This window comes from Rothia sp. 32237D007AR (genome assembly GCF_053544675.1).
Window position 1 is genome coordinate 61,562 of sequence record NZ_JBPPUO010000004.1, and the last position, 22,763, is coordinate 84,324.

At 57.6% G+C, this 22,763-nt stretch carries 20 protein-coding genes; 9 read left to right on the forward strand and 11 right to left on the reverse strand.

Features of this window, described 5'->3' with window-relative positions; genetic code table 11:
* The first annotated feature begins 32 nt into the window (after positions 1-32).
* Positions 33-4,460 carry an ATP-dependent RNA helicase HrpA gene (hrpA, locus tag ACED87_RS04050; RefSeq protein ID WP_449082526.1) on the forward strand — a complete coding sequence of 1,476 codons (4,428 nt, stop codon included), beginning with the start codon at positions 33-35 and terminating at the stop codon, positions 4,458-4,460.
* Between the two features lie 93 nt (positions 4,461-4,553).
* Here the strand turns inward: hrpA and ACED87_RS04055 are convergent, their stop codons facing one another.
* The 4 genes from ACED87_RS04055 to ACED87_RS04070 form a co-directional block, all read right to left on the reverse strand.
* The gene (locus tag ACED87_RS04055; RefSeq protein WP_449082527.1) at positions 4,554-4,760 is read right to left on the reverse strand and encodes a helix-turn-helix transcriptional regulator; all 207 of its coding nucleotides are present in this window, start codon (positions 4,758-4,760) and stop codon (positions 4,554-4,556) included.
* A gap of 3 nt (positions 4,761-4,763) precedes the next feature.
* Positions 4,764-5,225, reverse strand: a complete 462-nt coding sequence (locus ACED87_RS04060) for a hypothetical protein (RefSeq protein ID WP_449082529.1) — start codon at positions 5,223-5,225, stop codon at positions 4,764-4,766.
* A 175-nt stretch (positions 5,226-5,400) separates the two neighbouring features.
* Positions 5,401-5,826 carry an HIT family protein gene (locus tag ACED87_RS04065; protein ID WP_449082530.1) on the reverse strand — a complete coding sequence of 142 codons (426 nt, stop codon included), beginning with the start codon at positions 5,824-5,826 and terminating at the stop codon, positions 5,401-5,403.
* Positions 5,827-5,836: 10 nt separating this feature from the next.
* The gene (locus tag ACED87_RS04070) at positions 5,837-6,487 is read right to left on the reverse strand and encodes an MBL fold metallo-hydrolase (protein WP_449082532.1); all 651 of its coding nucleotides are present in this window, start codon (positions 6,485-6,487) and stop codon (positions 5,837-5,839) included.
* Between the two features lie 177 nt (positions 6,488-6,664).
* Between ACED87_RS04070 and ACED87_RS04075 the strand changes: the two genes are divergently transcribed.
* Positions 6,665-7,099, forward strand: a complete 435-nt coding sequence (locus tag ACED87_RS04075) for a Fur family transcriptional regulator (protein WP_449082534.1) — start codon at positions 6,665-6,667, stop codon at positions 7,097-7,099.
* Here ACED87_RS04075 and ACED87_RS04080 read toward each other — a convergent pair.
* The 5 genes from ACED87_RS04080 to ACED87_RS04100 all read right to left on the reverse strand — a co-directional run bounded on the left by ACED87_RS04080 (position 7,071) and on the right by ACED87_RS04100 (position 12,450).
* A complete protein-coding gene (locus ACED87_RS04080; RefSeq protein WP_449082536.1) occupies positions 7,071-7,988 on the reverse strand; it encodes a metal ABC transporter permease in 918 nt (305 codons plus the stop codon). The genes ACED87_RS04075 and ACED87_RS04080 overlap by 29 nt on opposite strands.
* The gene (locus tag ACED87_RS04085; protein ID WP_449082538.1) at positions 7,985-8,842 is read right to left on the reverse strand and encodes a metal ABC transporter ATP-binding protein; all 858 of its coding nucleotides are present in this window, start codon (positions 8,840-8,842) and stop codon (positions 7,985-7,987) included. The genes ACED87_RS04080 and ACED87_RS04085 overlap by 4 nt, the downstream gene beginning before the upstream one ends.
* Before the next feature lie 3 nt (positions 8,843-8,845).
* A complete protein-coding gene (locus ACED87_RS04090; RefSeq protein ID WP_449082540.1) occupies positions 8,846-9,805 on the reverse strand; it encodes a metal ABC transporter solute-binding protein, Zn/Mn family in 960 nt (319 codons plus the stop codon).
* A gap of 219 nt (positions 9,806-10,024) precedes the next feature.
* Positions 10,025-11,110 carry a hemolysin family protein gene (locus ACED87_RS04095; RefSeq protein ID WP_449082542.1) on the reverse strand — a complete coding sequence of 362 codons (1,086 nt, stop codon included), beginning with the start codon at positions 11,108-11,110 and terminating at the stop codon, positions 10,025-10,027.
* Positions 11,107-12,450 (reverse strand): hemolysin family protein, encoded by a 1,344-nt coding sequence (locus ACED87_RS04100; protein ID WP_449082544.1) that lies wholly within the window; start codon positions 12,448-12,450, stop codon positions 11,107-11,109. The genes ACED87_RS04095 and ACED87_RS04100 overlap by 4 nt, the downstream gene beginning before the upstream one ends.
* A gap of 404 nt (positions 12,451-12,854) precedes the next feature.
* On the opposite strand from ACED87_RS04100, the gene ACED87_RS04105 reads away from it, so the two are divergent.
* The 3 genes from ACED87_RS04105 to ACED87_RS04115 all read left to right on the forward strand — a co-directional run bounded on the left by ACED87_RS04105 (position 12,855) and on the right by ACED87_RS04115 (position 17,507).
* Positions 12,855-16,499, forward strand: a complete 3,645-nt coding sequence (locus tag ACED87_RS04105) for a multifunctional oxoglutarate decarboxylase/oxoglutarate dehydrogenase thiamine pyrophosphate-binding subunit/dihydrolipoyllysine-residue succinyltransferase subunit (protein ID WP_449082545.1) — start codon at positions 12,855-12,857, stop codon at positions 16,497-16,499.
* A 175-nt stretch (positions 16,500-16,674) separates the two neighbouring features.
* On the forward strand, positions 16,675-17,274 hold the full coding sequence (locus ACED87_RS04110; RefSeq protein WP_449082547.1) for a GDSL-type esterase/lipase family protein: 600 nt from the start codon (positions 16,675-16,677) through the stop codon (positions 17,272-17,274).
* 158 nt (positions 17,275-17,432) lie between these two features.
* Positions 17,433-17,507 (forward strand): 50S ribosomal protein bL37, encoded by a 75-nt coding sequence (locus ACED87_RS04115; RefSeq protein ID WP_371300742.1) that lies wholly within the window; start codon positions 17,433-17,435, stop codon positions 17,505-17,507.
* A gap of 68 nt (positions 17,508-17,575) precedes the next feature.
* Here the strand turns inward: ACED87_RS04115 and rsrA are convergent, their stop codons facing one another.
* Positions 17,576-17,854, reverse strand: a complete 279-nt coding sequence (gene rsrA / locus ACED87_RS04120; RefSeq protein WP_449082549.1) for a mycothiol system anti-sigma-R factor — start codon at positions 17,852-17,854, stop codon at positions 17,576-17,578.
* Positions 17,851-18,516, reverse strand: a complete 666-nt coding sequence (locus ACED87_RS04125) for a sigma-70 family RNA polymerase sigma factor (RefSeq protein WP_449082550.1) — start codon at positions 18,514-18,516, stop codon at positions 17,851-17,853. Before ACED87_RS04125 ends, rsrA begins: the two co-directional genes overlap by 4 nt.
* A 238-nt stretch (positions 18,517-18,754) precedes the next feature.
* Here ACED87_RS04125 and ACED87_RS04130 point away from each other — a divergent pair, with 238 nt between their 5' ends.
* From ACED87_RS04130 to hisN, 4 genes are all read left to right on the forward strand, one after another.
* Entirely contained in the window at positions 18,755-19,285 is a 531-nt protein-coding gene (locus ACED87_RS04130) for a DoxX family protein (RefSeq protein WP_449082551.1), read from the forward strand.
* Between the two features lie 147 nt (positions 19,286-19,432).
* The gene (gene aroA / locus ACED87_RS04135) at positions 19,433-20,800 is read left to right on the forward strand and encodes a 3-phosphoshikimate 1-carboxyvinyltransferase (RefSeq protein ID WP_449082553.1); all 1,368 of its coding nucleotides are present in this window, start codon (positions 19,433-19,435) and stop codon (positions 20,798-20,800) included.
* Positions 20,800-21,888, forward strand: coding sequence for a ribosome small subunit-dependent GTPase A (gene rsgA / locus ACED87_RS04140; protein WP_449082555.1), 1,089 nt, complete (start codon positions 20,800-20,802; stop codon positions 21,886-21,888). Before aroA ends, rsgA begins: the two co-directional genes overlap by 1 nt.
* Positions 21,889-21,907: 19 nt before the next feature.
* A complete protein-coding gene (hisN, locus tag ACED87_RS04145; RefSeq protein ID WP_449082557.1) occupies positions 21,908-22,702 on the forward strand; it encodes a histidinol-phosphatase in 795 nt (264 codons plus the stop codon).
* Positions 22,703-22,763: the final 61 nt, after the last annotated feature.

Below are 22,763 nucleotides of genomic sequence, written 5' to 3' on the forward strand. Positions count from 1 at the left end.
CACACCCGCCCTGCCCTAAAATAGAGGGCAGTATGTCTAGTTCAGATTCTTCTCGCACACCTGCCCAACCACTTTCTTCTATTGCCGCCGCCATGCACGGGGCCGGCGTCCGCACCGCCCAGCCTACCGAACCCCAGCCTGCCGAAAAGCGAGGCGGCAGGCGGAAGGTATCCAGTAATCGTGAGGGGGCGGACGCGCCCACCCGCTCCCAGCGTCGCGGCCGCAGCTCGGGGTCCCGGGGCAGGCAGGGTGGGAAGAAACCGAACCAGCGCCGCCCCTACACCCCGCTGATTCCTGAAAAAATTACTTACCCCCAGGCCCTGCCTGTATCTGCCCGCCGGGACGATATTATGGCAGCCATTCGGGATAACCAGGTCGTCATTGTCGCCGGTGAAACCGGCTCAGGTAAGACCACTCAGCTCCCCAAGATGCTCCTGGAACTGGGCCTGGCAGAAAAGGGCATGATTGGGCACACCCAGCCCCGCCGTCTAGCTGCCCGCTCCGTGGCTGAACGTATTGCCGAAGAACTAGGCCAGAACATCGGTGAAACGGTGGGTTACCAGGTGCGCTTCACCTCAGAGGTGGGCGAAGGCTCCGCTATCAAGCTCATGACTGACGGTATTCTCCTAGCCGAAATTCAAAACGACCGGCTGCTGCGCCAGTACTCAGCCATCATCATTGACGAGGCCCACGAGCGTTCCCTCAACATTGACTTTATTCTGGGCTACCTCAAGCGCATCATGAGCCAGCGCCCCGACCTAAAAATCGTCATTACCTCAGCGACCATCGACCCGGAGCGTTTCGCCCGCCATTTCTCCCCCAGTTTCATGCCCGGGGTCGGCATCGTCGATGAGAGTCTGAGCGCCGAAGAAAAAGAAATTGCCGAAGCCGCCCTGCCCGATGATGCCCCGCCCATTATCGAAGTATCTGGGCGCACCTACCCGGTTGAGATCCGCTACAGACCCCTGAGTGAGCCACGCACCGGCGATGGCGGGGAAGATGAGGCAGACGCCGGTGACGGCCTAGAAGATGAAGACCGTGACCCCATCGAGGGTGTACTCGATGCTGTGCGTGAGCTATCTGAAGAGGCCCCCGGCGACATCCTCATTTTCTTCTCTGGCGAGCGCGAAATTCGAGACGCCGCTGACGCCATTGAAGAGATGGTGCGCTCTACCCGCCGCCTGGCCGATTACGAGGTGCTCCCTCTTTATGCTCGGCTCTCTATGGCTGAGCAGCATAAGGTGTTCAAGCCCGGTGGGCGTCCGCGCATCGTGTTGGCCACCAACGTTGCAGAGACCTCGCTGACTGTGCCCGGTATTAAGTACGTGATTGATACCGGCACCGCCCGTATCTCCCGCTATTCGGCCCGCACTAAGGTGCAGCGCCTGCCTATTGAGCGTATCTCTCAGGCATCGGCTAACCAGCGTTCGGGCCGCTGTGGTCGTGTCTCTGACGGTATCGCTATCCGTCTCTATTCAGAAGAGGATTTTTTAGCGCGCCCAGAGTTCACCGACCCCGAAATTCTGCGCACTAATCTGGCGGCGGTAATCTTGCAGATGACCGCTATTGGGGTGGTTAAGTCCCCTGCTGATATTGAGAAGTTCCCTTTTGTTCAGCCTCCAGAAACGCGTGCTATTAACGATGGTGTTAATCTGTTGCGTGAGCTGGGGGCACTTGCTACCCCCGGCCGTGATGGGGCGGACGCCCTGCCCCGCGATAGGCGCGGGGCACGAGGTAGAGGGGGGCCGCGTCCGTCCTCACCGCTCACTGCCGCCGGGCAGGCTATGGCTGCTCTACCTGTTGATCCTCGTTTGGCGCGCATGATTGTAGAGGGCTCTAAGCGGGGTGTGGCTAAGGAAATTATGGTGCTGGCTGCGGCTCTGACTATTCAGGACCCTCGCGAGCGCCCTGCCGAGCACCGGGGTGAGGCTGATTCTTTGCATGCCCGCTATAAGGATGAGACCTCAGATTTTACGTCCTTTCTTTTGCTGTGGCAGTTCATTAATGAGAAGCAGGCCGAGCTCTCTTCTAGTCAGTTCCGCAAGTTGTGCCACCGGCAGTATCTGAACTTTTTGCGTATTCGTGAGTGGCAGGATCTTTTTGCCCAGTTGCGGGAGATTGGCCGGTCAGCCGGTATCACGGTTGAGGGTGGGCGTGAGATTGACCCGGCGGCCAGTGAGGTTGAGGTGCATAAGTCGCTGCTCTCTGGTTTGCTGTCGCATATTGGTATGCAAGATGAGCAGAATCGCCGCGAGTACCGGGGCGCCCGCGGAACCCGTTTTGCGATTTTCCCCGGTTCTGCTCTCTTTAAGAAGAATCCGGTCTGGCTGGTCTCTGCTGAGCTGGTGGAGACTTCTCGCCTGTGGGCGCGGGTGAATGCCCAGATTGAGCCCGAGTGGGTTGAGGAGCTAGCCGGCCCCTTGCTGAAGCGTTCTTATTCTGATCCGCACTGGTCGTCCCGCCAGGGCTCTGTGCTTGCCCACGAGAAGGTAACCCTCTTCGGTCTACCCGTCATCGCTGACCGCCGTATCCAGTACTGGCGGGTTGACCCGGTTGCTGCCCGCCAGATTTTTATTCAGTCTGCCCTGGTAGAGGGTGACTGGCAGACCCGTCACCGCTTCTTTGCCCGCAATCAGAAGGCCCTGGCTGAGGTTGAGGAGCTTGAGGCCCGTCTGCGCCGCCGCGATTTGCGGGTGGATGATGCGGCGCTCTTTGATTTCTATAATGCCCGTATTCCGGAGCATGTTGTTTCTGAGCGTCATTTTGACCGCTGGTGGAAGGATGAGCGCCGGGTCAACGAGCACCTGCTCGATTTCACCCCCGAGAACCTGATCGACGAAGAGGCCGCCGATTACGACGAATCCCTCTTCCCCCGCACCTGGATAGCCCGCACCTCTGGCGGGGAACTTGCCCTGGACCTGCGCTACGAGTACGCCCCGACCGTGCAGATTGGCGGGGTGCGTTCTTCTCAGGCTCAGACGGACGGTATTGCGGTGCAGGTTCCGGTGCTTTTTTTGGGTCAGCTTGAACCGGCTCCTTTCCAGTGGCTGATTCCGGGTCTGCGCGAAGAACTGGTGACGGCCCTGATTAAGTCCTTGCCTAAGCAGATCAGGAAGAACTTTGTGCCAGCGCCGGATGTTGCCCGTCAGGCTGTTGAGAAGCTCACGGCCGACTATTCCCCTGCTACGGATTCGCTCACGGAGTCTTTGGCCCTGGTGCTGCGTCGTCTGCGCGGCCATGTGGTTGACCCGGCTGAGTTCAATTGGGAGGCTGTGCCTGAGCACCTGCGTTTTACCTTCCAGGTGCGTAACCATCAGAACAAGATTCTGGGTGAAGGTAAGGATCTAGTGGAGTTACAGGGCCTTTTGCATGCTGAGATTCGTTCTGCCCTGGCAGCTTCCTTGGGTGCTACCCCTGAGACTATGGGCAAGATGGCGGCTCTGGCAGCTGGTGGCAAGAAGGCTCCGGACGCCCGTAGTGGCTCTGGCCGTGGGCAGGTTCGTGGCGGCGCTGGCAGCCGGGGTTCTGCTACCGACGGGGTGCAGGCGTCCGCCCCGGAGGGGGCAGGTAAGAAGGCTGTACGGGAGGTCTCTGGCCTGACCGACTGGCCAGAACAGGATCTACCCCGTAAGGTTGAGCGTCTTATTGCCACCCAGACTGTAGCCGGTTACCCGGCCCTGGTCGATGAGGGGGCATCCGTTGCTGTGCGCATCTTCCCCACTGAAGCTGAAGCCGCCCAGGCCCAGCGCGGGGGTGTTATCCGCCTGCTCAAGCTCAACACCCCTTCGCCTGAACGCTACGTTTCAGAGCACCTGAATAACCGTGAAAAGCTGATTTTTACCCAGAACCCGCACGGTTCTATTGATGCTTTGATTAGTGACTGCACCGTAGCTGCTATTGACCAGTTGGTGCCCGCTACCCCGCCCTTCACCAAGGCAGAGTACACGGCCCTGTTCAACAGTGTGAGGGCTGAGCTGATTGATACGGTCTTTGTGATGACCAAGCTCGTTTCCGATATTCTCTCAGAGACCGCTAAGGTTCAAAAGCTCATTAAGAAGTCCACCTCCCTTACGGTCATTCACGCCATGAGTGATATGAAGAGCCAACTAGAGAACCTGGTCTACCCGGGCTTTGTGACTGCCACTGGTGCCACCCAGTTGCACCATCTGCCGCGGTATCTCAAGGCGATTTCCAAGCGTATTGAGAAGCTTGGGCCCAACGTCAACAGGGATAACCAGCTCATGCTGACGGTGCAGGAGCTTGAGGACGCCTACGATAAGGCCGTACAGTCCCTACCTGGGGGCACTGCCCCGACTTCTGAGCTGGAGCAGGTGAGCTGGATGATTGAAGAGCTTCGGGTGAGCTTCTTCGCCCAGGAACTTGGCACCGCTTACACGGTCAGTGAGAAGCGGGTGGCTAAGGCCCTGCGCGAGGCTCTGGAGGCTATCAAGAACTCCTAGGCCCCACCCATCTCTACCCTAGGTACCATCTAAATGAGAAAAACCCACGAACTAGGTGGGTTTTTCTCATTTAGATGGTCTTTTCCCTACGATCTATCTCTTCTCGGGTGCATGGGGGAAGAAAATATCCTCAATCCGGCAGCTGAAGACTTCAGCCAACTGGAAGGCTAGGGGCAGGGAGGGATCAAAGCGTCCTTTTTCAATTGAGATAACGGTCTGACGCGACACCCCGAGCAGATCAGCTAGCTGCTGCTGGGAATAGCCTTGCTCAGCGCGTAGTTCTTTAAGCTGGTTCTGCACGGCTTAGATGCCTTTACGCTGATAGACCTTGTAGCTGACCAGGAAAACCAGCATAGCCAGGAGGGTGGTGGCTGTCAGCAGCAGAGAGGGCGATACATCCCAACCGAAGATAGCGAAGGCTCCAGCACCTAAGCCCATCGTTGCAAGCATCAGGTGGAAGGTAGTTTCGGCAGCCTTTCCGTACCAGTGGTTTTCGATGCTGGCTTCTGGGTTGCGGGTAGCTCCTTTGATGGTGTTTCGATCAACTAGAACTGCCCAAAGGGTGGCCGCTAATGCCGGAATCAAGGCTAATGAGGCCACTGGCACCCACCACCAGGTGATGTGGTCAGTGCGAAGGGTAATGATACCCCAGGCCAGAAGTTGAGCCAGCAATGCTCCGCCCAGAATGCTGACGAGCAGCAGCGTTATCTGGCTTCCGCCAAAACGAGAACGACCCCAGGTACTTTGAGGCTTATGAGTGGTCATGTCAACTCCTTATGTAAAGGTTGCTTTACAGATAATGTGAAATAAACTTTACATCTAGGTTTCTAGACATGTCAAGCACACTTTACTAAAAGACCCTGACGGAAAAGACCATTAAAACCAGAAAAACCCACCTAGTTCGTGGGTTTTTCTGATTTAGATGGTACCTACTGGTGGGCTAGGCAGGCACCGAGTCGCCGTAGCCCAGCTCGGTCAGGGCTGCCCGCAGCTTTTCAGCAGCCTCATCCATGGCAGCCGCATCGGGGTTACGGTTAGCCTGCTCGAAGGTGAACTCGCTCTGATCCACCGCCGGCCAGACATGAAGATGGGTATGGGGCACATCAAAACCGGCAATAATCATGCCAACCCGGGTGGGCTCAAAAGCCTTCATCAGGCCCTTCGACACCTTCTGGGCAACCTCAAAAAGGTGGGCAGACAGATCCTCGGGCAGGTCAACCCAGTGGTCAACCTCAGCCTTAGGCACCACCAGGGTGTGACCATACTGGAAGGGTTCAATAGTCAGAAAAGCTACTACCTGGTCATCCTCCCAAATGAAGCGGCCGGGCAGTTCACGGTTAATGACCTTAGTAAAAATAGTGCTCATCGTTTCTCTCCTAAATTTCTACAGACTCACCGGGAGCCAGGTAGTCAAAAGTAGTTCCGTACTTCTTACCGAAGGTGGTTGCATGCCCCACAATCATGGCCCGGCCGTTTTCAGCTAACAGTGAGTCATGAATCTGGAAGGCACGCGGGGCGCGCACAGCAATGATGAAGTCGATAACTTCCTGAATCTTATTCCAGGGAGCATGAATCGGCACCAGCAGGGTTTGCACCTCAATACCGTGAGGAACCACAAAAGAGTCACCGGGGTGGAAGAGGTTATCGTCAATCAGGTAGCCCACATTATCAATGACCGGCAGCAGAGGGTGAATCACAGCATGGCTACCGCCGAAGGTCTTCACACTCAAGCCTGAGAGGGCCAGTTCCCCATCAGCTTCTACAGGGTGAGCCTGAGCCTCAGGCAGGGTCGCCACTACAGCATCAACGACCGCAGCAGGAGCATGAAGGGTGACGTTAGGGTTCTCACGCAGAAAATCAATCACCTTACCCTCATCGAAGTGATCAGGGTGCGCGTGGGTGACCAAAATATGATTGGCCCCAGCTAAGGCCTGCTCAAGCTCAGAGAAGTTTCCCGGATCGAGTACGACCACGGTGCCGTCCTTTTCAAGCCTCACGCAGGAGTGGGTATATTTGGTAAGTTTCATATCTACTACCCTAGTAGCTCACACCACAGTCAGACCAGTTGCTCTCTAGACTTTCTGTGCAAGCCTCTCAGGTCTTTGGTGGGCTTTCGCCCCGGGAGAAGAGCCCACTGCCGCCCAGAAGAACCTGGTGTACAGTAGGCACAGATAGAGACCACACACACCAGGAGGGAACACCCCATGAACACGAACTCCACAACCCCTGGCAGCAAGCCCACCGAAATGCGCAACACCAAGCAGCGCAGAATCGTCACCGCGACCCTGGAAACCCTTGAAGACTTCATCTCTGCCCAAGGCCTACACCAGCTCATGCTCTCACGTGGCGATAAAGTATCTCTAGCAACGACCTACCGTATTCTGCAATCTATGGTGGCAGCAGGTGAGGTAGAAGCCCTCAAGACCGAGGACGGCGAGGCCATCTACCGCCGCTGCGACTCTGAGCACCACCACCACCATTTGCTCTGCCGCCGGTGCGGGGCCGCCCAAGAATTTGAGATTCCTGAGTTCGAAGAAAAAGCTCTAGCGATTGCAGCAAAGAACGGCTATAGCCAGGTAGACCACGTCATTGAAATTACCGGTCTCTGCTCTAACTGTTCAGCGACCGAACAGGCTTAGGTTCTGCGCTAGCCCCTTCCCCAGTGCGGACGCGCCCCGATGCTGAATAGCGCTGACGGACAGCGCGCACCAGACGGCAGACCACAAAAATGAGGAACGATAAGGTAGTCACATAGGGGCTAATAGGTAGAGAGCCAGCCAGGGCCAGCAGAATACCGCCCACCATAGCTACCTCAGCGAAAAGCACTGAAAGAAGCAGAGCACGCAGGGGCGAGGCTGTTATTTGCAGGGCTGCCGCCGCCGGAGTAATCAGCAGGGCCAATACCAATAAGGAACCCACCACCTGCACCGACAGGGCAGTTGCGATACCCAGCACAATCATAAAAGCGATGGAAAGCACCCGCAGGGGCACCCCCTTAGCTGAGGCAACTACCGGGTCAAGGGAAGCGAACATGAGCGGGCGCCACATGAGCGCTAAAGCCCCGAGAATGACAAGGCCACCGACCACCATTGAGGTGAGCTGGGCAGAATCAACAGAAACAATCTGACCAGTGAGCAGGGAGAACTTATTAGCGGCCCTGCCTGAATAGAGGGAAAGGAAGAGAATTCCCAGCCCCAAACCAAAAGGCATAAGGGCACCAATGACCGAGTCGTTTTCATGGGCGCGGGCACCCATCAGGGCAATGAGCAGGGCCGAGATGATAGAACCCACCAGGGAACCTGTCACCACGTTATAGCCCAGCAGCAAGAAGAGAGCGGCACCGGCAAAAGACATCTCAGCAATAGCGTGAACCGCAAAAGCGTGGCGGCGTAGCATCACAAAGAGCCCCACGCACCCGCCGATCACACCCAAGACAGCGCCAGCAATAATGGACTGGCTCAGTAAGGACACCAACTCGCCGTAGCGGTCAAAGACGAACACCTTGCTCATAAAGTCGGCAAAAGTCATCGGGCATCGGCCCCTTTCACAGGTACAAGCGGCTGGGGGTAATCAGTTTCGAAAGCGCAGTGATCTTCTCGCTGTTCGCCACCGACCACCACATAGCGGCCATTGGTCTTAATAACCGATACCGGGGTCTGGTAGAGGCCGGTGAGCACCTCGGTCCGCATGACCTCTTCTACCGACCCTACGGTGAAGCGTCCGCCAGCCAGATAGAGTAGGCGGTCTACATGGTCGATAATGGGGTTAATTTCGTGGGTCACAAAAACGACGGTGGCACCGTGATCCCTGTTATAGCGGTGAATTAAATCTGAAACCGCGTACTGATGGTTCAAATCCAAAGAGAGCAGGGCCTCATCAGCCAAGATAATCTTGGGATCATTCGCTAGGGCCTGGGCAATACGCAGACGCTGCTGCTCACCACCAGAAAGTAGCCCCACCGGCACATTGGCATAGTCACTAGCCCCCACTGCATCGAGGAGGGAATCAACTTTCTCACGGTAGGCCCGGCTCTTCAGGCGAAAGCCCCAGCGGTGGCCGTCCACCCCCAGCCCCACAAAATCGCGGGCTCGCAGGGGCATCTCGGTGCCGATAGCCTTCTGCTGGGGAATATAACCCACACCGGGGTTGCCCAGGCGGGCGGGGGTGCCAAGAACCGAGATTTTACCGGCGCTCAGCTGGGTCAGGCCCAGAATGACCTTGATGAAGGTTGATTTGCCCGAGCCGTTAGGGCCCAGCACGGCAAAATATTCACCCTGCTCGATGCTAAGGTCAAGGCCCTGCCAGAGGGTGCGGTGGCCAAAGGAAAGCCCGCCCCCGGTTACCTCAAGGGCAGGGGCGAGCTGGGTAGAAGAGTGAGCCATTGGCTATGCTACTGCCTTTTCTAGGTTGTCAATGTTCTGGGACATCCAGGCCATGTAGCCGGTGTTCTCAGGTAGGGTCTCAGTGAAGGGGACGCTAGCAACTCCAGCTTCCTGAGCAAAGGTGTAGATTTCTTTGGTCTGGGCGGTCTGGGTCTGCTCATTGAAGGCTAGCAGGTCAATCTTACCGCTGGTCAGAGCGTCCTTGGTTTCCTGCATGGTCAGGGGGGCGATGTCATTTTCGCTATCGACTGCCGCGGTAAGGTCGGTGGGGGTGGCGTCGGTAAAGCCAGCGTCCTCTAGCATGTAGCCAGATACGGGTTCGGTTGCCAGGTAGGCGCGCTCTTTGGTGTCGATGGCCTTGAGGCGCCCTAGGAGCTGGTCAGATTCTGCTGAGAAATCAGCGGCTGCGCTGGTGTAGGCCTGGGCGTTAGCAGGGTCAAGTTCAGCCAGGTCGGCTGCGACCTGGTCGGCAACCTTCTTCATGGTGTCTAGGTCGTACCAGACGTGCTCATTGTAGGAGTGCACGTGATCGGCGTGCTCTTCGCCGGTGGAGCTGTGCTCTTCTGCCATGTGAGCTAGTTCGTCGGCACTAAAGAGCCCTGAGATTTCTACCGCGTTGACCACGATTTGATCGGGGTTATCAGAGCCTGCCATTTCGGTCAGGAAGGTGTCGTAGCCACCACCGTTGACTACCACCAGGTCAGCGTCTTTAACGGTCAGACGGTCCTGGCTGGTCGCTTCGTAGGAGTGGGGGTCCACAGCGGTTGAAGCAATGAGCGGAGTGACCTCTACCTTGTCACCGCCGATAGCAACTACCACATCTGCATAGACGTCAGTGGTGGTGACAACCTGCAAGGTGCCATCATCAGAGGAGGATGAGGGGCTGGCGTTGTTGGCCCCGCAGGCAGAGAGAGCAAGTGCCGATACGGCAAGAAGTGAAAAGGTGGGAAGAATCTTTCGCATGGCACTGTCCTTTGGTGAGGAATAAGGGAAAACGCTTCTGCCAGCCTACTCTTTTCTGCGAACGGTTCGCAAATATAAGGGGCGTACACCGCATCACACCCGCCCCCAGCACCGAAAAGGACGCCCACCCCTCTCCCCTGCCACAGGCAAAGAAGGTGGGGGCAGGCGTCCGCACAGAGCAGGAACCTCAAGAAGAGGCTAACGAGTTAACTGCACCCATCAGTCAGTGCCGTACCTGGAGGCAGCCTCCTTACGGCGGCGCACATGCTCCTGAGTGGTGTCCTTAATTTCACCCACCAGCTCTTCGAGAATATCCTCCAAAAAGAGCACACCAACACTCTGCCCCTGAGCATCAACCACATGAGACACATGCGCCCGGTTACGCTGCATAGTAGCTAGAGCATCGTCAATATCGGTATCAGGTTTAACAATCGACATCTGGCGCAACTTACTCCAGGCAATAGGCTGATCCATACGGTCAGCCTCATAGACCAGAGCATCCTTAATATGCAGATAGCCCATATAAGTACCATCCTGCTCATCCTTCATCACAAAACGGGAATAGCCGGTGTGAGCCACAGCCCGCTCCAGTTCAGCCGGGGTACAGGGGAAAGTCATGGTCACCAAATCATCACTGGGCACCATAATTTCAGCAACAGCCTTAGTGCTAAACTCCAGAGCACCTGAGAGCACCCCTGAGTCATCCTCAACCGTGCCCTCTGCCGTTGACTGGGCAACAATATTTTGCAACTCATCAAGAGTGAAGGTCGAGGCAACCTCAGCCTTAGGCTCAATTTTCATCAGGCGCAGAGTGTGGTCGGCAATCCAGTTAAGGAAACCCACCAGAGGCTTGAGAATACGCGATACCGTCACCAGAGGCGGGGCAATCCAGAGGGCAACGCCCTGGGCCGCCAGAGATACCGCCATATTCTTAGGGACCATCTCACCAAAAATAACGTGCAGGTAGGTCACCAGAATCAGAGCAAAAGCAAAACCCAGGGCACTCGCTACCTCATAGGGAATACCCCAGCCTTCCAGGGGGCCTGCTACCAGGTGGTGCAGGGCAGGCTCTGACACATTCAGAATCAGCAAGGAGCAGACGGTAATACCTAGCTGGCAGGTAGCCAACATGAGCGAGACATTCTCTAGGGCATAGAGTACTGTCACCGCCCGCTTATTACCTGTCTCCGCCAGGGGCTCAATCTGGGAGCGGCGAGTAGACATGATAGCGAATTCGCCGGCCACAAAAAAGGCGTTACCGGCAAGCAGCACAAAGAGCAGGGCGATAGCTACCCAGTCGTTCATCGTGCCCCCTCCTTTCGAGCTGTAACCTCATCGGTGGTGAGGGCTTCAGGGATAAATCGGATGCGATCTACGCGGCGCTGTTCCATTTTTTCAACACGCAAACGTCCTCCCTCGACCGGCACCACATCGCCGGTTTCGGGTACGCGACCCAGGTGATCCATCATGAACCCACCCATGGTTTCGTAGGCGGGGTCATCGTCCACATCTAGGGTGCCGATGTAGTCCTTCACTTCATCGGGGCGCAGCAGGCCCGAGAAAATGTAGTCGCCATTGCCTACGCGCAGGGGCCGCTCATCGAAGGCGTTGGCGTCGTGCTCATCGGAGACTTCTCCCACGATTTCTTCCACCAAATCTTCTAGGGTGGTGATACCGGCGGTGCCGCCGTATTCATCTAGTACTACAGCTAACTGTAGGGCACCTTCTCGTAACTGCATGAGCAGGGAGTCAAGGTGCACGGTTTCAGGTACCTGTAGCACCTCTTCCATGAGGGTGCCAGCTTCTAAGAGATCGCGTTTATCTTGGGGCAGACCAACGGCCTTTTTTACGTGGATAACCCCGACGATGTTGTCTTGGTCTTCCCGGTAGAGGGGAAAACGCGAATGGCCGGTGGTGCGGGCTAGTTCAATCACGTCACTGACGGGGGCGGTGTCTTCAAGCATGATGACCTTGCGGCGCGGGGTCATCACATCCGCTGCAGTAAGTTCAGCAAAGGAGAGAGTCTTATCGACAAAGCGGGCGGTATCGGAGTCCAGGGTGCCCAAGTCGGCTGAGCGGCGCACCATAGATGAGAGCTCTTCAGGTGAACGAGCTGCCGAAAGTTCTTCTTTGGCTTCCATACCAAAACGGTGCAGCACCCAGTTAGCAGAGCCATTAGCGGTACGGACAACAGGGCCCATGACGCGGGTAAAGAGTAGCTGAGCTGGGGCAAGAGCCCGGGCCACCCGGTAGGGTTCTGCGATAGCCAGGTTTTTGGGCACTAGCTCACCGATAATCATGGAGAGCAAGGTGGCGATACCCATAGAGAAAATGAGGGTCAGGGCCGAGGCGATGGAGGGAGCTAGACCCCAGGAAGCTATGGTGTCACCAGCTAGGGCGTTGATGCCGCTATCGAGTGTGTAACCGGTGAGCAAGGTGGTGATGGTGATGCCCAGCTGGCAGCTTGATAGTTGGGTTGAGAGTGATTTCAGGCAGGAGAGCACGCGCTCCCCTGCGGTATCTCCCCTATCAATTTCTTGTTGGACTTTAGACTGGTCCAGGGCTACGAGCGAAAATTCTACGGCCACGAAAAAGCCAGTTCCTAGGATGAGAGCCAGGCCGATCAGGAGTAAGAGCCATTCCATTGTTTAGGCTTTCACCGCCTGCCAGATGAGGGGTAGTCCACCTAGTGAGAGGACGCCTCTTGTGGGGGTAAAGAATGATGTGCGCCTAGGCGCGGGTGAGGGCCGCAAAGAAGTGCAGCAACTAGAAGGGTCTTCCATAGTGGTCAATTCTAGCGAACATCTGCTCTTTCCCTCAGTGAGCGTCCTTTCACCCCCTGCGAAATATCAGCCTATTATGACCAGCTAGTAGGGGCCCAGATGTCATGGAAATGTAGTGTGGTGGACGAAGCCCCAAAACACTTCTAAACTAGACAAAGATATGCGGTACATCACGCACCCCTTGCAGGGTTCGATACCCGCCCACCTGGTGCCAAAAGCGGTTTTGGTACCCCGTAATCATCAAAGATGGAAGAGGCGTAAGAGAAATGCCAAACCAGCCAGAACATACAGTTCCCGAAGAATTCATGGGTAACGAGTGGCTCGTTGAAGAGCTCTTTGAAAAGTTCGAGCAAGACCGCACCTCAGTCGATCAAAAGTGGTGGCCTCTGTTCGAGCAGTGGGCAGATGAAACTGGCAAGGCAACCCCCAAGGAGGCTCCCAAGGAAGAGAGCCCTTCAGCAAGCACATCAGCTAGCAAGGAAGAAGAACTCGTGGGTGAGGCTCCCCGCCAAGAAGGCCAGCAGGAAGAGGACCAGGTCGTTCCTCTGCGAGGCCCAGCCAAGGCGGTAGCCACTAACATGGATGAGTCACTCAGCGTCCCTACTGCAACGACAGTCCGTGCTATCCCCGCTAAGTTGCTGCTTGATAACCGCACCCAGATTAATAGCTACCTGGCCCGGACCCGTGGTGGCAAGGTCTCTTTCACCCACATCATTGGCTACGCTATCGTCCGCGCCCTGGATGCTTTCCCTTCCATGAACGTCAGCTACGGTGAGGACGCCAAGGGCAAGCCTGCCGCTATCCAGCACGCCCACATCAACTTCGGTCTGGCTATTGACGTGCCTCGCCCCGACGGCACTCGCCACCTGGTGGTGCCCAATATCAAGGGCGCTGAGAAGCTCTCTTTCACTGAGTTCTGGGAGGCCTACAATGACATTGTCAAACGAGGCCGCGACGGTGAACTAGGCCTTGAGGACTTCGCTGGAACCACCGTTTCACTGACTAACCCCGGCGGTATTGGCACCCTCCAGTCTGTGCCCCGCCTGTCTAAAGGCCAGGCCGCCATCATCGGTGCAGGTGCCCTTGACTACCCCGCCGAATACAGGGGAACCTCTGAGAAGGTCATCGCCCGCAACGGTATTTCCAAGATTCTGACCCTCACCTCAACCTACGACCACCGCGTGATTCAGGGTGCTGGTTCCGGTGAGTTCCTTAGAGTTGTAGAGCACTACCTGCTCGGTGGTGATGGCTTCTACGACCAGATTTTTGAGGACTTCCGTATCCCTTTCGAGCCTGTACGCTGGGCCCGCGATAACCAGGTTAACCCCGACGCTGAGGTGTCTAAGGTTGCCCGCATTCAGCAGCTCATTCACGCCTACCGTGTGCGAGGCCACCTGGTCGCCCAGACTAACCCCATCGGCTACCAGATGCTCTCCCACCCCGATTTGCGTCTAGAGAACTACGGCCTGACGCTCTGGGATCTTGACCGCTCCTGGCCCACCGGTGGCTTCGGCGAGAAGGAAACCCTGTCCTTGCGCACCATTCTTGAACTGCTGCGTGAGGCTTACACCCGTACCTTGGGTGTGGAATACATGCACATTGAGAACCCCGATGAGCGCCAATGGTTCCAGGACCGCCTAGAACACGGCTACACCAAGCCTTCCCGTGATGAGCAGTTCCGGGTGCTGGGAACTCTGAATGCCGCAGAAGCTTTTGAGACTTTCTTGCAGACTAAGTACCTGGGCCAGAAGCGTTTCTCCCTGGAAGGTGGCGAGTCCCTGATTCCCCTCCTGGACTCCGTTATTTCTGAGGCTGCGGACGCCGGGCTTTCGGGCGTCGGTATCGGCATGGCCCACCGTGGCCGCCTCAACGTCCTGACCAATATTGCCGGTAAGTCTTACGCCCAGATTTTCCGTGAGTTTGAGGGTGAGATGGACCCCCGCCTCACCGGCGGTTCTGGCGATGTTAAGTACCATCTGGGCACTGAGGGCATCTTCACTTCCCACAACGGTAATCAGACCCAGGTCTACCTGGCTGCTAACCCCTCTCATCTTGAGGCTGTCAACACGGTGCTAGAGGGTATTGTGCGAGCTAAGCAAGATACCTTGGCTGAGCAGGGAACCGAGGGCTACCCTGTGCTGCCCATTTTGATTCATGGGGATGCGGCTTTCGCTGGCCAGGGTATCGTCATGGAGACCCTGCAGATGTCTAAGATTGAGGGTTACACCACCGGCGGCACCGTCCACATTGTGGTCAATAACCAGGTTGGTTTTACCACCACCCCGCGCGATGGCCGCACCGCCACCTACTCCACCGATATCGCCCGCATGATTCAGGCCCCCATCTTGCATGTGAATGCTGATGACCCTGAGGCGGTCGTGCGCGCTGGCTCTATCGCTTTTGCCTACCGCCAGGCCTTTAATAAGGACGTCGTCATCGACCTGGTCTGCTACCGCCGCCGTGGCCACAATGAGGCAGATGACCCTTCAATGACGCAGCCTAAGATGTACCAGCAGATTGAAAAGCTCCCCTCAACCCGCAAGATTTACACCGAGTCCTTGGTCGGCCGTGGTGATATTTCACAGGATGAGGCAGAGCGGGCCCTGAAGGACTACCAGTCCCGCCTGGAACAGATTTTCACGGAGACCCATGAGGCCCAGTCGTCCTCTGCGCCCCTGGTCACTGCCGACGCGGCTGCTGTCTCTAATATTGAGCGCCCTGCCGCCCAGCAGAATGAGGACTCCGTCCAAGTTGCTGGCGAGACTGCTATCTCCCCCGAGATGCTAGCTACCATTGGCCAGGCCTTCGAGAAAGTCCCTGAGGGCTTCACTGTTCATAAGAAACTCAAGAAGCTACTAGAGCAGCGTGTGAAGATGTCCACTGAGGGCTCTATTAACTGGGGTTTTGGTGAGCTTGCCGCCTTTGCTTCCCTGCTCCTAGAGGGTCGCAATGTGCGTTTGACCGGTCAGGACGTCCAACGCGGCACCTTCGTACAGCGCCACTCAGTGCTCCATGATTCCCTGACCAATGAAGAGTGGAACCCCCTCTCTCACCTCTCAGAAAACCAGGGCAAGTACTCCATCTATAACTCCTTGCTCTCTGAGTACGGTGTGATGGGCTTCGAATACGGTTACTCTGTTGAACGCCCCGACTCCTTGGTGCTCTGGGAGGCCCAGTTTGGTGACTTCGCCAATGGGGCCCAGACCATTGTGGATGAGTTCATTTCATCAGCAGAGCAGAAGTGGGCTCAGCGTTCTTCCCTGGTGCTCTTACTCCCCCACGGGTTTGAAGGCCAGGGGCCAGATCATTCATCAGCCCGCATGGAGCGCTACCTGCAACTGTGCGCCGAGAACAACATGACTGTTGCGGTTCCCTCGACCCCGGCGTCCTACTTCCATCTGCTGCGCCGGCACGCTCACTCCCGCCCCCACAAGCCCATGATTGTGATGACTCCCAAGCAGCTACTGCGTTTGAAGGGTGCCACCTCATCGGTGGAGGATTTCACCACCGGTAGCTTCAAGCCGGTGATTGAGGACCAGGGGGATCTAAACCCGGCAGAGGTCACCCGCCTTGTCTTTGTCTCGGGTCGCCTCTACTACGACCTGGCTACAGAGCGTGCTGAGCAAGAAAATCAGAGCACCGCTATTGTGCGTGTAGAACAGCTCTACCCCCTACCTTTGGCTGAGATTAAGGAACAGATTGCAGCCTACCCCAACGCTGAGGTGATCTGGGCTCAGGACGAACCTGCTAACCAGGGGCAGTGGCCCTTTATGGCAGTCAATCTACTCCCCCAGATTGACTACCGCATGAAGCTTATTTCTCGTCCGGCGGCGGCCTCCCCTGCTGCCGGTACCGGTAAGCGTCACAAGCGGGAACTTGATAACCTCATTTCTGAGGTGTTCGAGCGCTAAAGTAGAACTCTTGCAGTAAGCAGCTAGTGCCTGGGTCTTGTCTTTTGAGGGTCTGGGCACTGCCGCTGTGCGGTGCGCCCATGGTGCGCTGGCTGGCTCCAGGGTTTAGACTGGTAGAAAAGAAAGACACCAACGTTGTGGGCTCTTTAGCCGGCAACCTTGTAGAAAGAAACACGTGGATCAGCGAAAAATTCGACTTGTAGCCGTTGGCGATGATCTGCTCGCAGGCGTCGGGGATCCCCGCACCCTCGGGTGGTTCGGGCGCGTTATGGCACGCACCCCTCAGACTTCTGCCTCCATCTCAGCCTATAACCTGGCAGCGCCGGGCGAAGGCAGCGAACAGCTCAACGCTCGCTGGTTTGAAGAAGCCAGCCGCCGCTTTGCCCAGGGGCACGAGAACCGCCTGGTCATTGCCCCCTCAACCTTCGATATCGACTTGGGTATCACCAGTGCCCGTTCCCGCCTGAACCTGGCAAATATGGTTGATATGGCCTCTCAGAACAATGTTAAGGTTCTGGTTGTTGGCCCCCCTCCCACGCTCGATGCTGAGCGTAACCGGAAGATTGCCGACCTGTCAGCAGCCTACGCTGATGTGGTAACCCGCCGTAACCATGTCTACGTTGATACTTTTAACCCCCTGCTCCACCATGAGCAGTGGCGCAACGACCTCGCCGCAAATGACGGCCACCCCGGCCAGTCCGGCTACGGTCTGATTGCCTGGCTGGTTCTGCACCGCGGCTGGTATAACTGGCTTCAGATTTCTGAGCCCCTTTAAGGTTGCTCCCCCAGGCGTCCACCCCTGTGAGCAAGCCCAGGGTGTGCAAAGCTAGCTAAGGTATGCGAAAATAGTCAGAAGTGCCTATTCTAAGGTGCTATCGACCATCTGTGCCCCGTTATCCTGACGGGCACTCCACCTTGATCAAGGAGGCTCTCATGAGCAAGCGCGGTCGCAAGCGTAAGGATCGCCGTAAGGGTAGCGCTAACCACGGTAAGCGCCCCAACTCATAAGGCAATCAACAAGGGCCCCTACTCGCAGAAGCGAGCAGGGGCCCTTTGCTATGAGCTCATCGCAGTGCCTATCTACCTGCCGGGTGCCCCTCTGCGTGGATATCGTCGATGCAGGCCCTAATACGGCTCTTGAGATCAAGGGGGGCGGTTTCCTTGCAGGTGCGGCGCACTGCTTGGCGGATAATGCACTCAATGTCATACTCCTGAGCGCAGGTATCACATTCAGCTAGGTGGGCTTGCAGTTCTTCTAGGTCTTGGCAGCTGAGCGGGTCGTCAATGTAGGTGTAGATTCTGGCCAGGCGTTCTTCGCAGGGCGTGGAGGGGCTGTGATGCTGTATGGGGGTCATAGGTGGCTCCTTTCTGAGGCCCTAGCGGTGCTGGCCTTGGCCGTGCCGGTGGTGGTGATGCCGCGTTCAGTAGCGTAGTCGGTCAGTTTGTCTCTGAGCAGTTTGCGCCCCCGGTGCAGGCGAGACATGACGGTGCCGATGGGGGTATCCATGATCTCGGAGATTTCTTTGTAGGAGAACCCTTCAACATCGGAGTAGTAGACGGCCATACGGAAGTCTTCAGGGATGGATTGCAGGGCTTCTTTAACGTCGTTATCGGGTAGGTGGGCTAGGGCCTCATTTTCTGCTGAGGGTAGCCCTTTTGAGTCGTGGGCTCCGGCTTGGGCAAGCTGCCAGTCTTGGACAGTGTCGGTGTGAGCCTGGTAGGGCTCACGTTGTCGTTTGCGGTAGACATTGATGTAGGTGTTGGTCAGGATGCGGTAGAGCCAGGCTTTGAGGTTGGTTCCTGGTGTGTATTGGTGAAAGGCTGAGAAGGCTTTCATGTAGGCCTCTTGCACTAGGTCTTCAGCGTCTTGTGGGTTGCGAGCCATGCGTAGGGCTGCGGCGTAAAGCTGGTCAACGTAGCCCAGGGCTTCTCGTTCGAAACGGGCTTTGCGGTCTGCGTCTGTTTCTTGGGCGCGCAGGTCAGGTTCAGTGGTGGGGTCCGGGGGCGTGGGTGTCATGTCCCTCCAGGTTTGCGGTGGTCTTTTGTCTTACTGTACCTGCCTGGTAGGTGGGCTGGTCTAGTAAGTGCCTTAGGTTCAACCGGTGAGATGGTTTCTTATTCCTTGTTTTGAGGTGTTTTTTGTGTTTGTGGTGGTGTGAAGTAGGTGAACCCACCGGTCTATATGTATGCTTAGTAGTGATAGGTATCTGTGATACACCGCAAATGGGGCCACACACCCCGTAAAGGAGGAACTCATGTCATTAGTTCGCCGTTTTGCTCGCCCCCTGCTAGCTTCAAGCTTCATTATCTCGGGTGTTGACCGTCTGCGTGACCCCGAATCTTCCAAACACCTCACCAAGGTCATCGACCTAGCTGCAACCACCGCCCCTCAGCTCTCCATCCTGCGCGGCCAGGAAAAGCTGGTCGGTCAGGCACTAGCTGGCTCCCAAGTAGCTGCCGGTACCCTCTTCGCACTCGGTAAGCTACCGCGCCTCTCAGCCAGCGTCCTGCTCGCTACCGGTGCTATCAACTCCTACCTTGAATACCGCTCTCAGGAAGCTGACACCAAGGAACAGAAGACCGCCCGCCGTAACACCGCCGTGATCAACGGCTCCCTGCTCGGTGCTATCGCAATTTCTGCGGTCGACACCGATGGTAGCCCCTCCTTGGCTTGGCGTGCCTCAAAGCTCGGTGACCAGGTAGCTAAGAAGTCTCACCAGCTGGCTTCCGATGTTCAGGACGTTGCTTCTGAGACCCAGAAAAAGGTTGAGGACATCTTCGCCTAAACCATAAAACGCAGCACCCTAAGGTGCCGTAAACTTTTACAAACCCCGCTCCCTAAAACGGTGCGGGGTTTTCTTATTTGCAGGCTAAGCCACCTAAAATAGGGAGGGAATACGCCCTAGTAACTGATACCGAAGTAGGTTTTATTTGTGGTTGATGCGACCAAGCAAGCCCTCCTTGCCCCTGGAGACTGGCTCGCGCCCAGCGTCACAGTACCGTCTGGTGCACGTGCCCGTGTAGAGATTCCCGGTTCCAAGTCGCTGACCAACCGCTACCTGCTTCTAGCTGCCCTAGCAGATAGCCCCTCCATCATTCACGCCCCCCTGCATTCGCGTGACTCCCAGCTCATGGTAGCGGCCCTCACCGCCCTGGGCGCCCACTTTGAAGAGATTGAGACCGGCAGCGCCTTTGGCCCAGATCTACGGGTAACTCCCCTAGATTTTTCTGCACCTTCTGCCCGTGAGGTGTCCATTGATGTAGGGCTGGCAGGCACCGTCATGCGTTTTGTGCCCCCGGTGGCGGCCCTGCTACCGGGCACCTTCTCCTTCGATGGCGATGAGCACGCGAGGCTACGCCCCATGCTGCCCGTCATTGAAGCCCTACGGGGCTTAGGGGTCACTGTTGAGGACGCAGGCCGCGGCGCCCTGCCCTTTACGGTCAAATCGGCCGGTGCGGTAGAAGTACCCGAGCTGACCATAGATGCCTCTGGCTCCTCCCAGTTTGTCTCTGCCCTGCTCCTGGCTGCCTGCCGGTTTAAACAGGGTCTGGTTCTGCGCCACCAAGGCGGCCCGGTGCCCTCCATGCCCCACATTGAGATGACCCTTGAAACCATGCGGGAACTGGGCATCAGTGTTGAATTCAACGGCACCGACACCTGGACCGTTACCCCCGGTGGTTTCCCCGGTTTTGAAGTGACCGTTGAACCAGACCTCTCCAACGCTGGCCCCTTCCTGGTAGCTGCTGTGGCCACCGGTGCCTCAGTGACAGTTCCACGCTGGCCCCACTCCACCACCCAGGGCGGGGACTACTGGCGCACCATTCTGCCCTTCTTCGGGGCAGATGTGGAGCTGACCGACGGGAACCTGACCGTCACCGGCCCCGCCGGGGGTGCGGCGTCCGGACTGCCCGGGCTCGAACTAGATTTGGCAGAAGCCGGGGAATTAGCCCCCACCCTTGCTGCCCTCATGGCGCTCTCACCAGCTACCAGCGTCCTATCCGGTATCGCTCATCTGCGCGGGCACGAAACTGACCGCCTTGCCGCCCTCACCACCGAAATCAACCGCCTAGGCGGCAGCGCCCAAGAAACCCCAGACGGTATTCGCATCACCGCCCCGGCCACCCAAGGCGCCCTTATGCGCACCTACTCCGATCACCGCATGGCCACCGCCGCAGCCGTCATAGGCCTCCTCGTGCCCGGGGTGGTCGTTGAAAATGTTGAAACCACCGCCAAAACCCTACCCAACTTCACCGGGCTATGGCAGAACATGCTCAACCAGTGGAAGGAAGGTGCTGCCTAATGCGCCGCTCCTGGGATGAAAGCGACGTGCGCGTACGCCCCAACAAGAAGGGCTCCCGCCCCCGCACCAAAGACCGCCCTGCCCACAAGGACGCCCAGATCGGCCGCATCATCACCGTAGACCGCGGCCGCTACACCGCCATACTCGATGAAGGGCAACCAAGCGAGCGAACCGTGACCGCCGTGCGCGCCCGCGAACTGCGCCGCTCCCCCATCGTCGTAGGAGATAAGGTCGCCCTGGTAGGAGACACCAGCGGCAAACCCGATACCCTCGCCCGCCTGGTACGCATTGAAGAACGCACCAACCTGCTACGCCGCAGCGCCGACGACACTGACCCCGTCGAACGCGTAGTCGTAGCCAATGCCGACAACCTGGTCATCGTGGTTGCCGCAGAAAACCCCGAACCGCGCACCGGATTCATCGACCGGTCACTAGCTGCCGCCTTTGACGCCGGGCTCACCCCCATTCTCTGCATCACCAAAACCGACCTCAAACACCCAGCCTGGCTACTGGACTACTACCAGGACGTTGAGCTCACCATCGTGCTCTCCAAAGCCAAGGACGGGCGCGCCCCCAGCGAAGAAGGCTCCCAAGGCCTAGATCTCTCCCTGGTAGAACAACTCTCCACCTACCTAGACGGCACCGTCTCTGTGCTGCTAGGGCACTCTGGGGTGGGCAAATCAACCCTGGTCAATGCCCTCACCGGGGCCGAACGAGCCACCGGGCATGTTAACGCCGTTACCGGGCGAGGCCGCCACACTTCTTCCTCCGCACTGGCCCTACAGCCCCAGAAGGCAGCGCCGGGCACCTGGATTATCGACACCCCCGGTATCCGCTCCTTCGGCCTAGCCCACGTCGAACCAGAGACCCTCGTTGCCTCCTTCACCGACCTGGCCCCCGGTTCAGCCAACTGCCCCAAGGGCTGCATCCACTCAGCCTCAGCCCCCGACTGCGGCCTGAGCGCCTACGTCCAGGCAGGCCACGCCGGGCCCGCCGGGCCTGAACGCCTCGACTCTCTGCGCAAGCTCCTACGCGTCGATGAAGAAACCGGCGACGCCGAAAAAGAACTCGGCGCCCTAGACCTCTAACCCCACAACAAACGAGATCATGACTAACTACACCGACGACCTGCGCCTAGCCCACATCATGGCTGATGCGGTAGACCGCCTAACCCTGGCCAAGTTCACCTCCCACGACTTCGCCGTTGACACCAAACCCGACCTAACCCCCGTCACCGACGCCGACCGCGAAGCAGAACAGCTCATCCGCTCCCAGCTCTCCCGAGTACGCACCCGCGACTCAGTGCTAGGTGAAGAATTCGGTGAAACCGGCTCATCCCCCCGCCAATGGGTCATCGACCCCATCGACGGAACCAAAAACTTTGTGCGCGGGGTACCGGTCTGGGCCACCCTCATTGCTCTCATGGATCAGGGCAAGCCGGTGGTCGGTGTGGTCTCAGCCCCCGCCCTCCAGCGCCGCTGGTGGGCCGCTCAAGGCACTGGCGCCTACACCGGCCGCTCCCTGGCTAGAGCCACCCGCATCTCCGTTTCCTCCGTTAACAAGCTAGAAGACGCCTCCCTCTCCTACTCCTCCCTCACTGGCTGGCGAGATTTGGGCCTAAGAGATAAGTTCATCGACCTGACCGACACCGTCTGGCGCACCCGCGCCTACGGGGACTTCTGGTCCTACATGATGGTGGCAGAAGGCGTAGTCGATGCCGCAGCCGAACCAGAACTAGGCCTCTACGACATGGCTGCCCTAGTCCCCATCGTGACCGAAGCAGGCGGACGCTTCACCTCCCTGGCAGGAGCGGACGGCCCCCACGGCGGCAATGCCCTAGCTACCAACGGCCACCTGCACGAGGACGTCCTGGGCTACCTGGGCACAGACCAGACCCTCTAAGAACTTTCAGGGCAGGGCGCTAGGAAGAAAAGGCCCGTAACCCCCGCCTACAGTAAAGGCC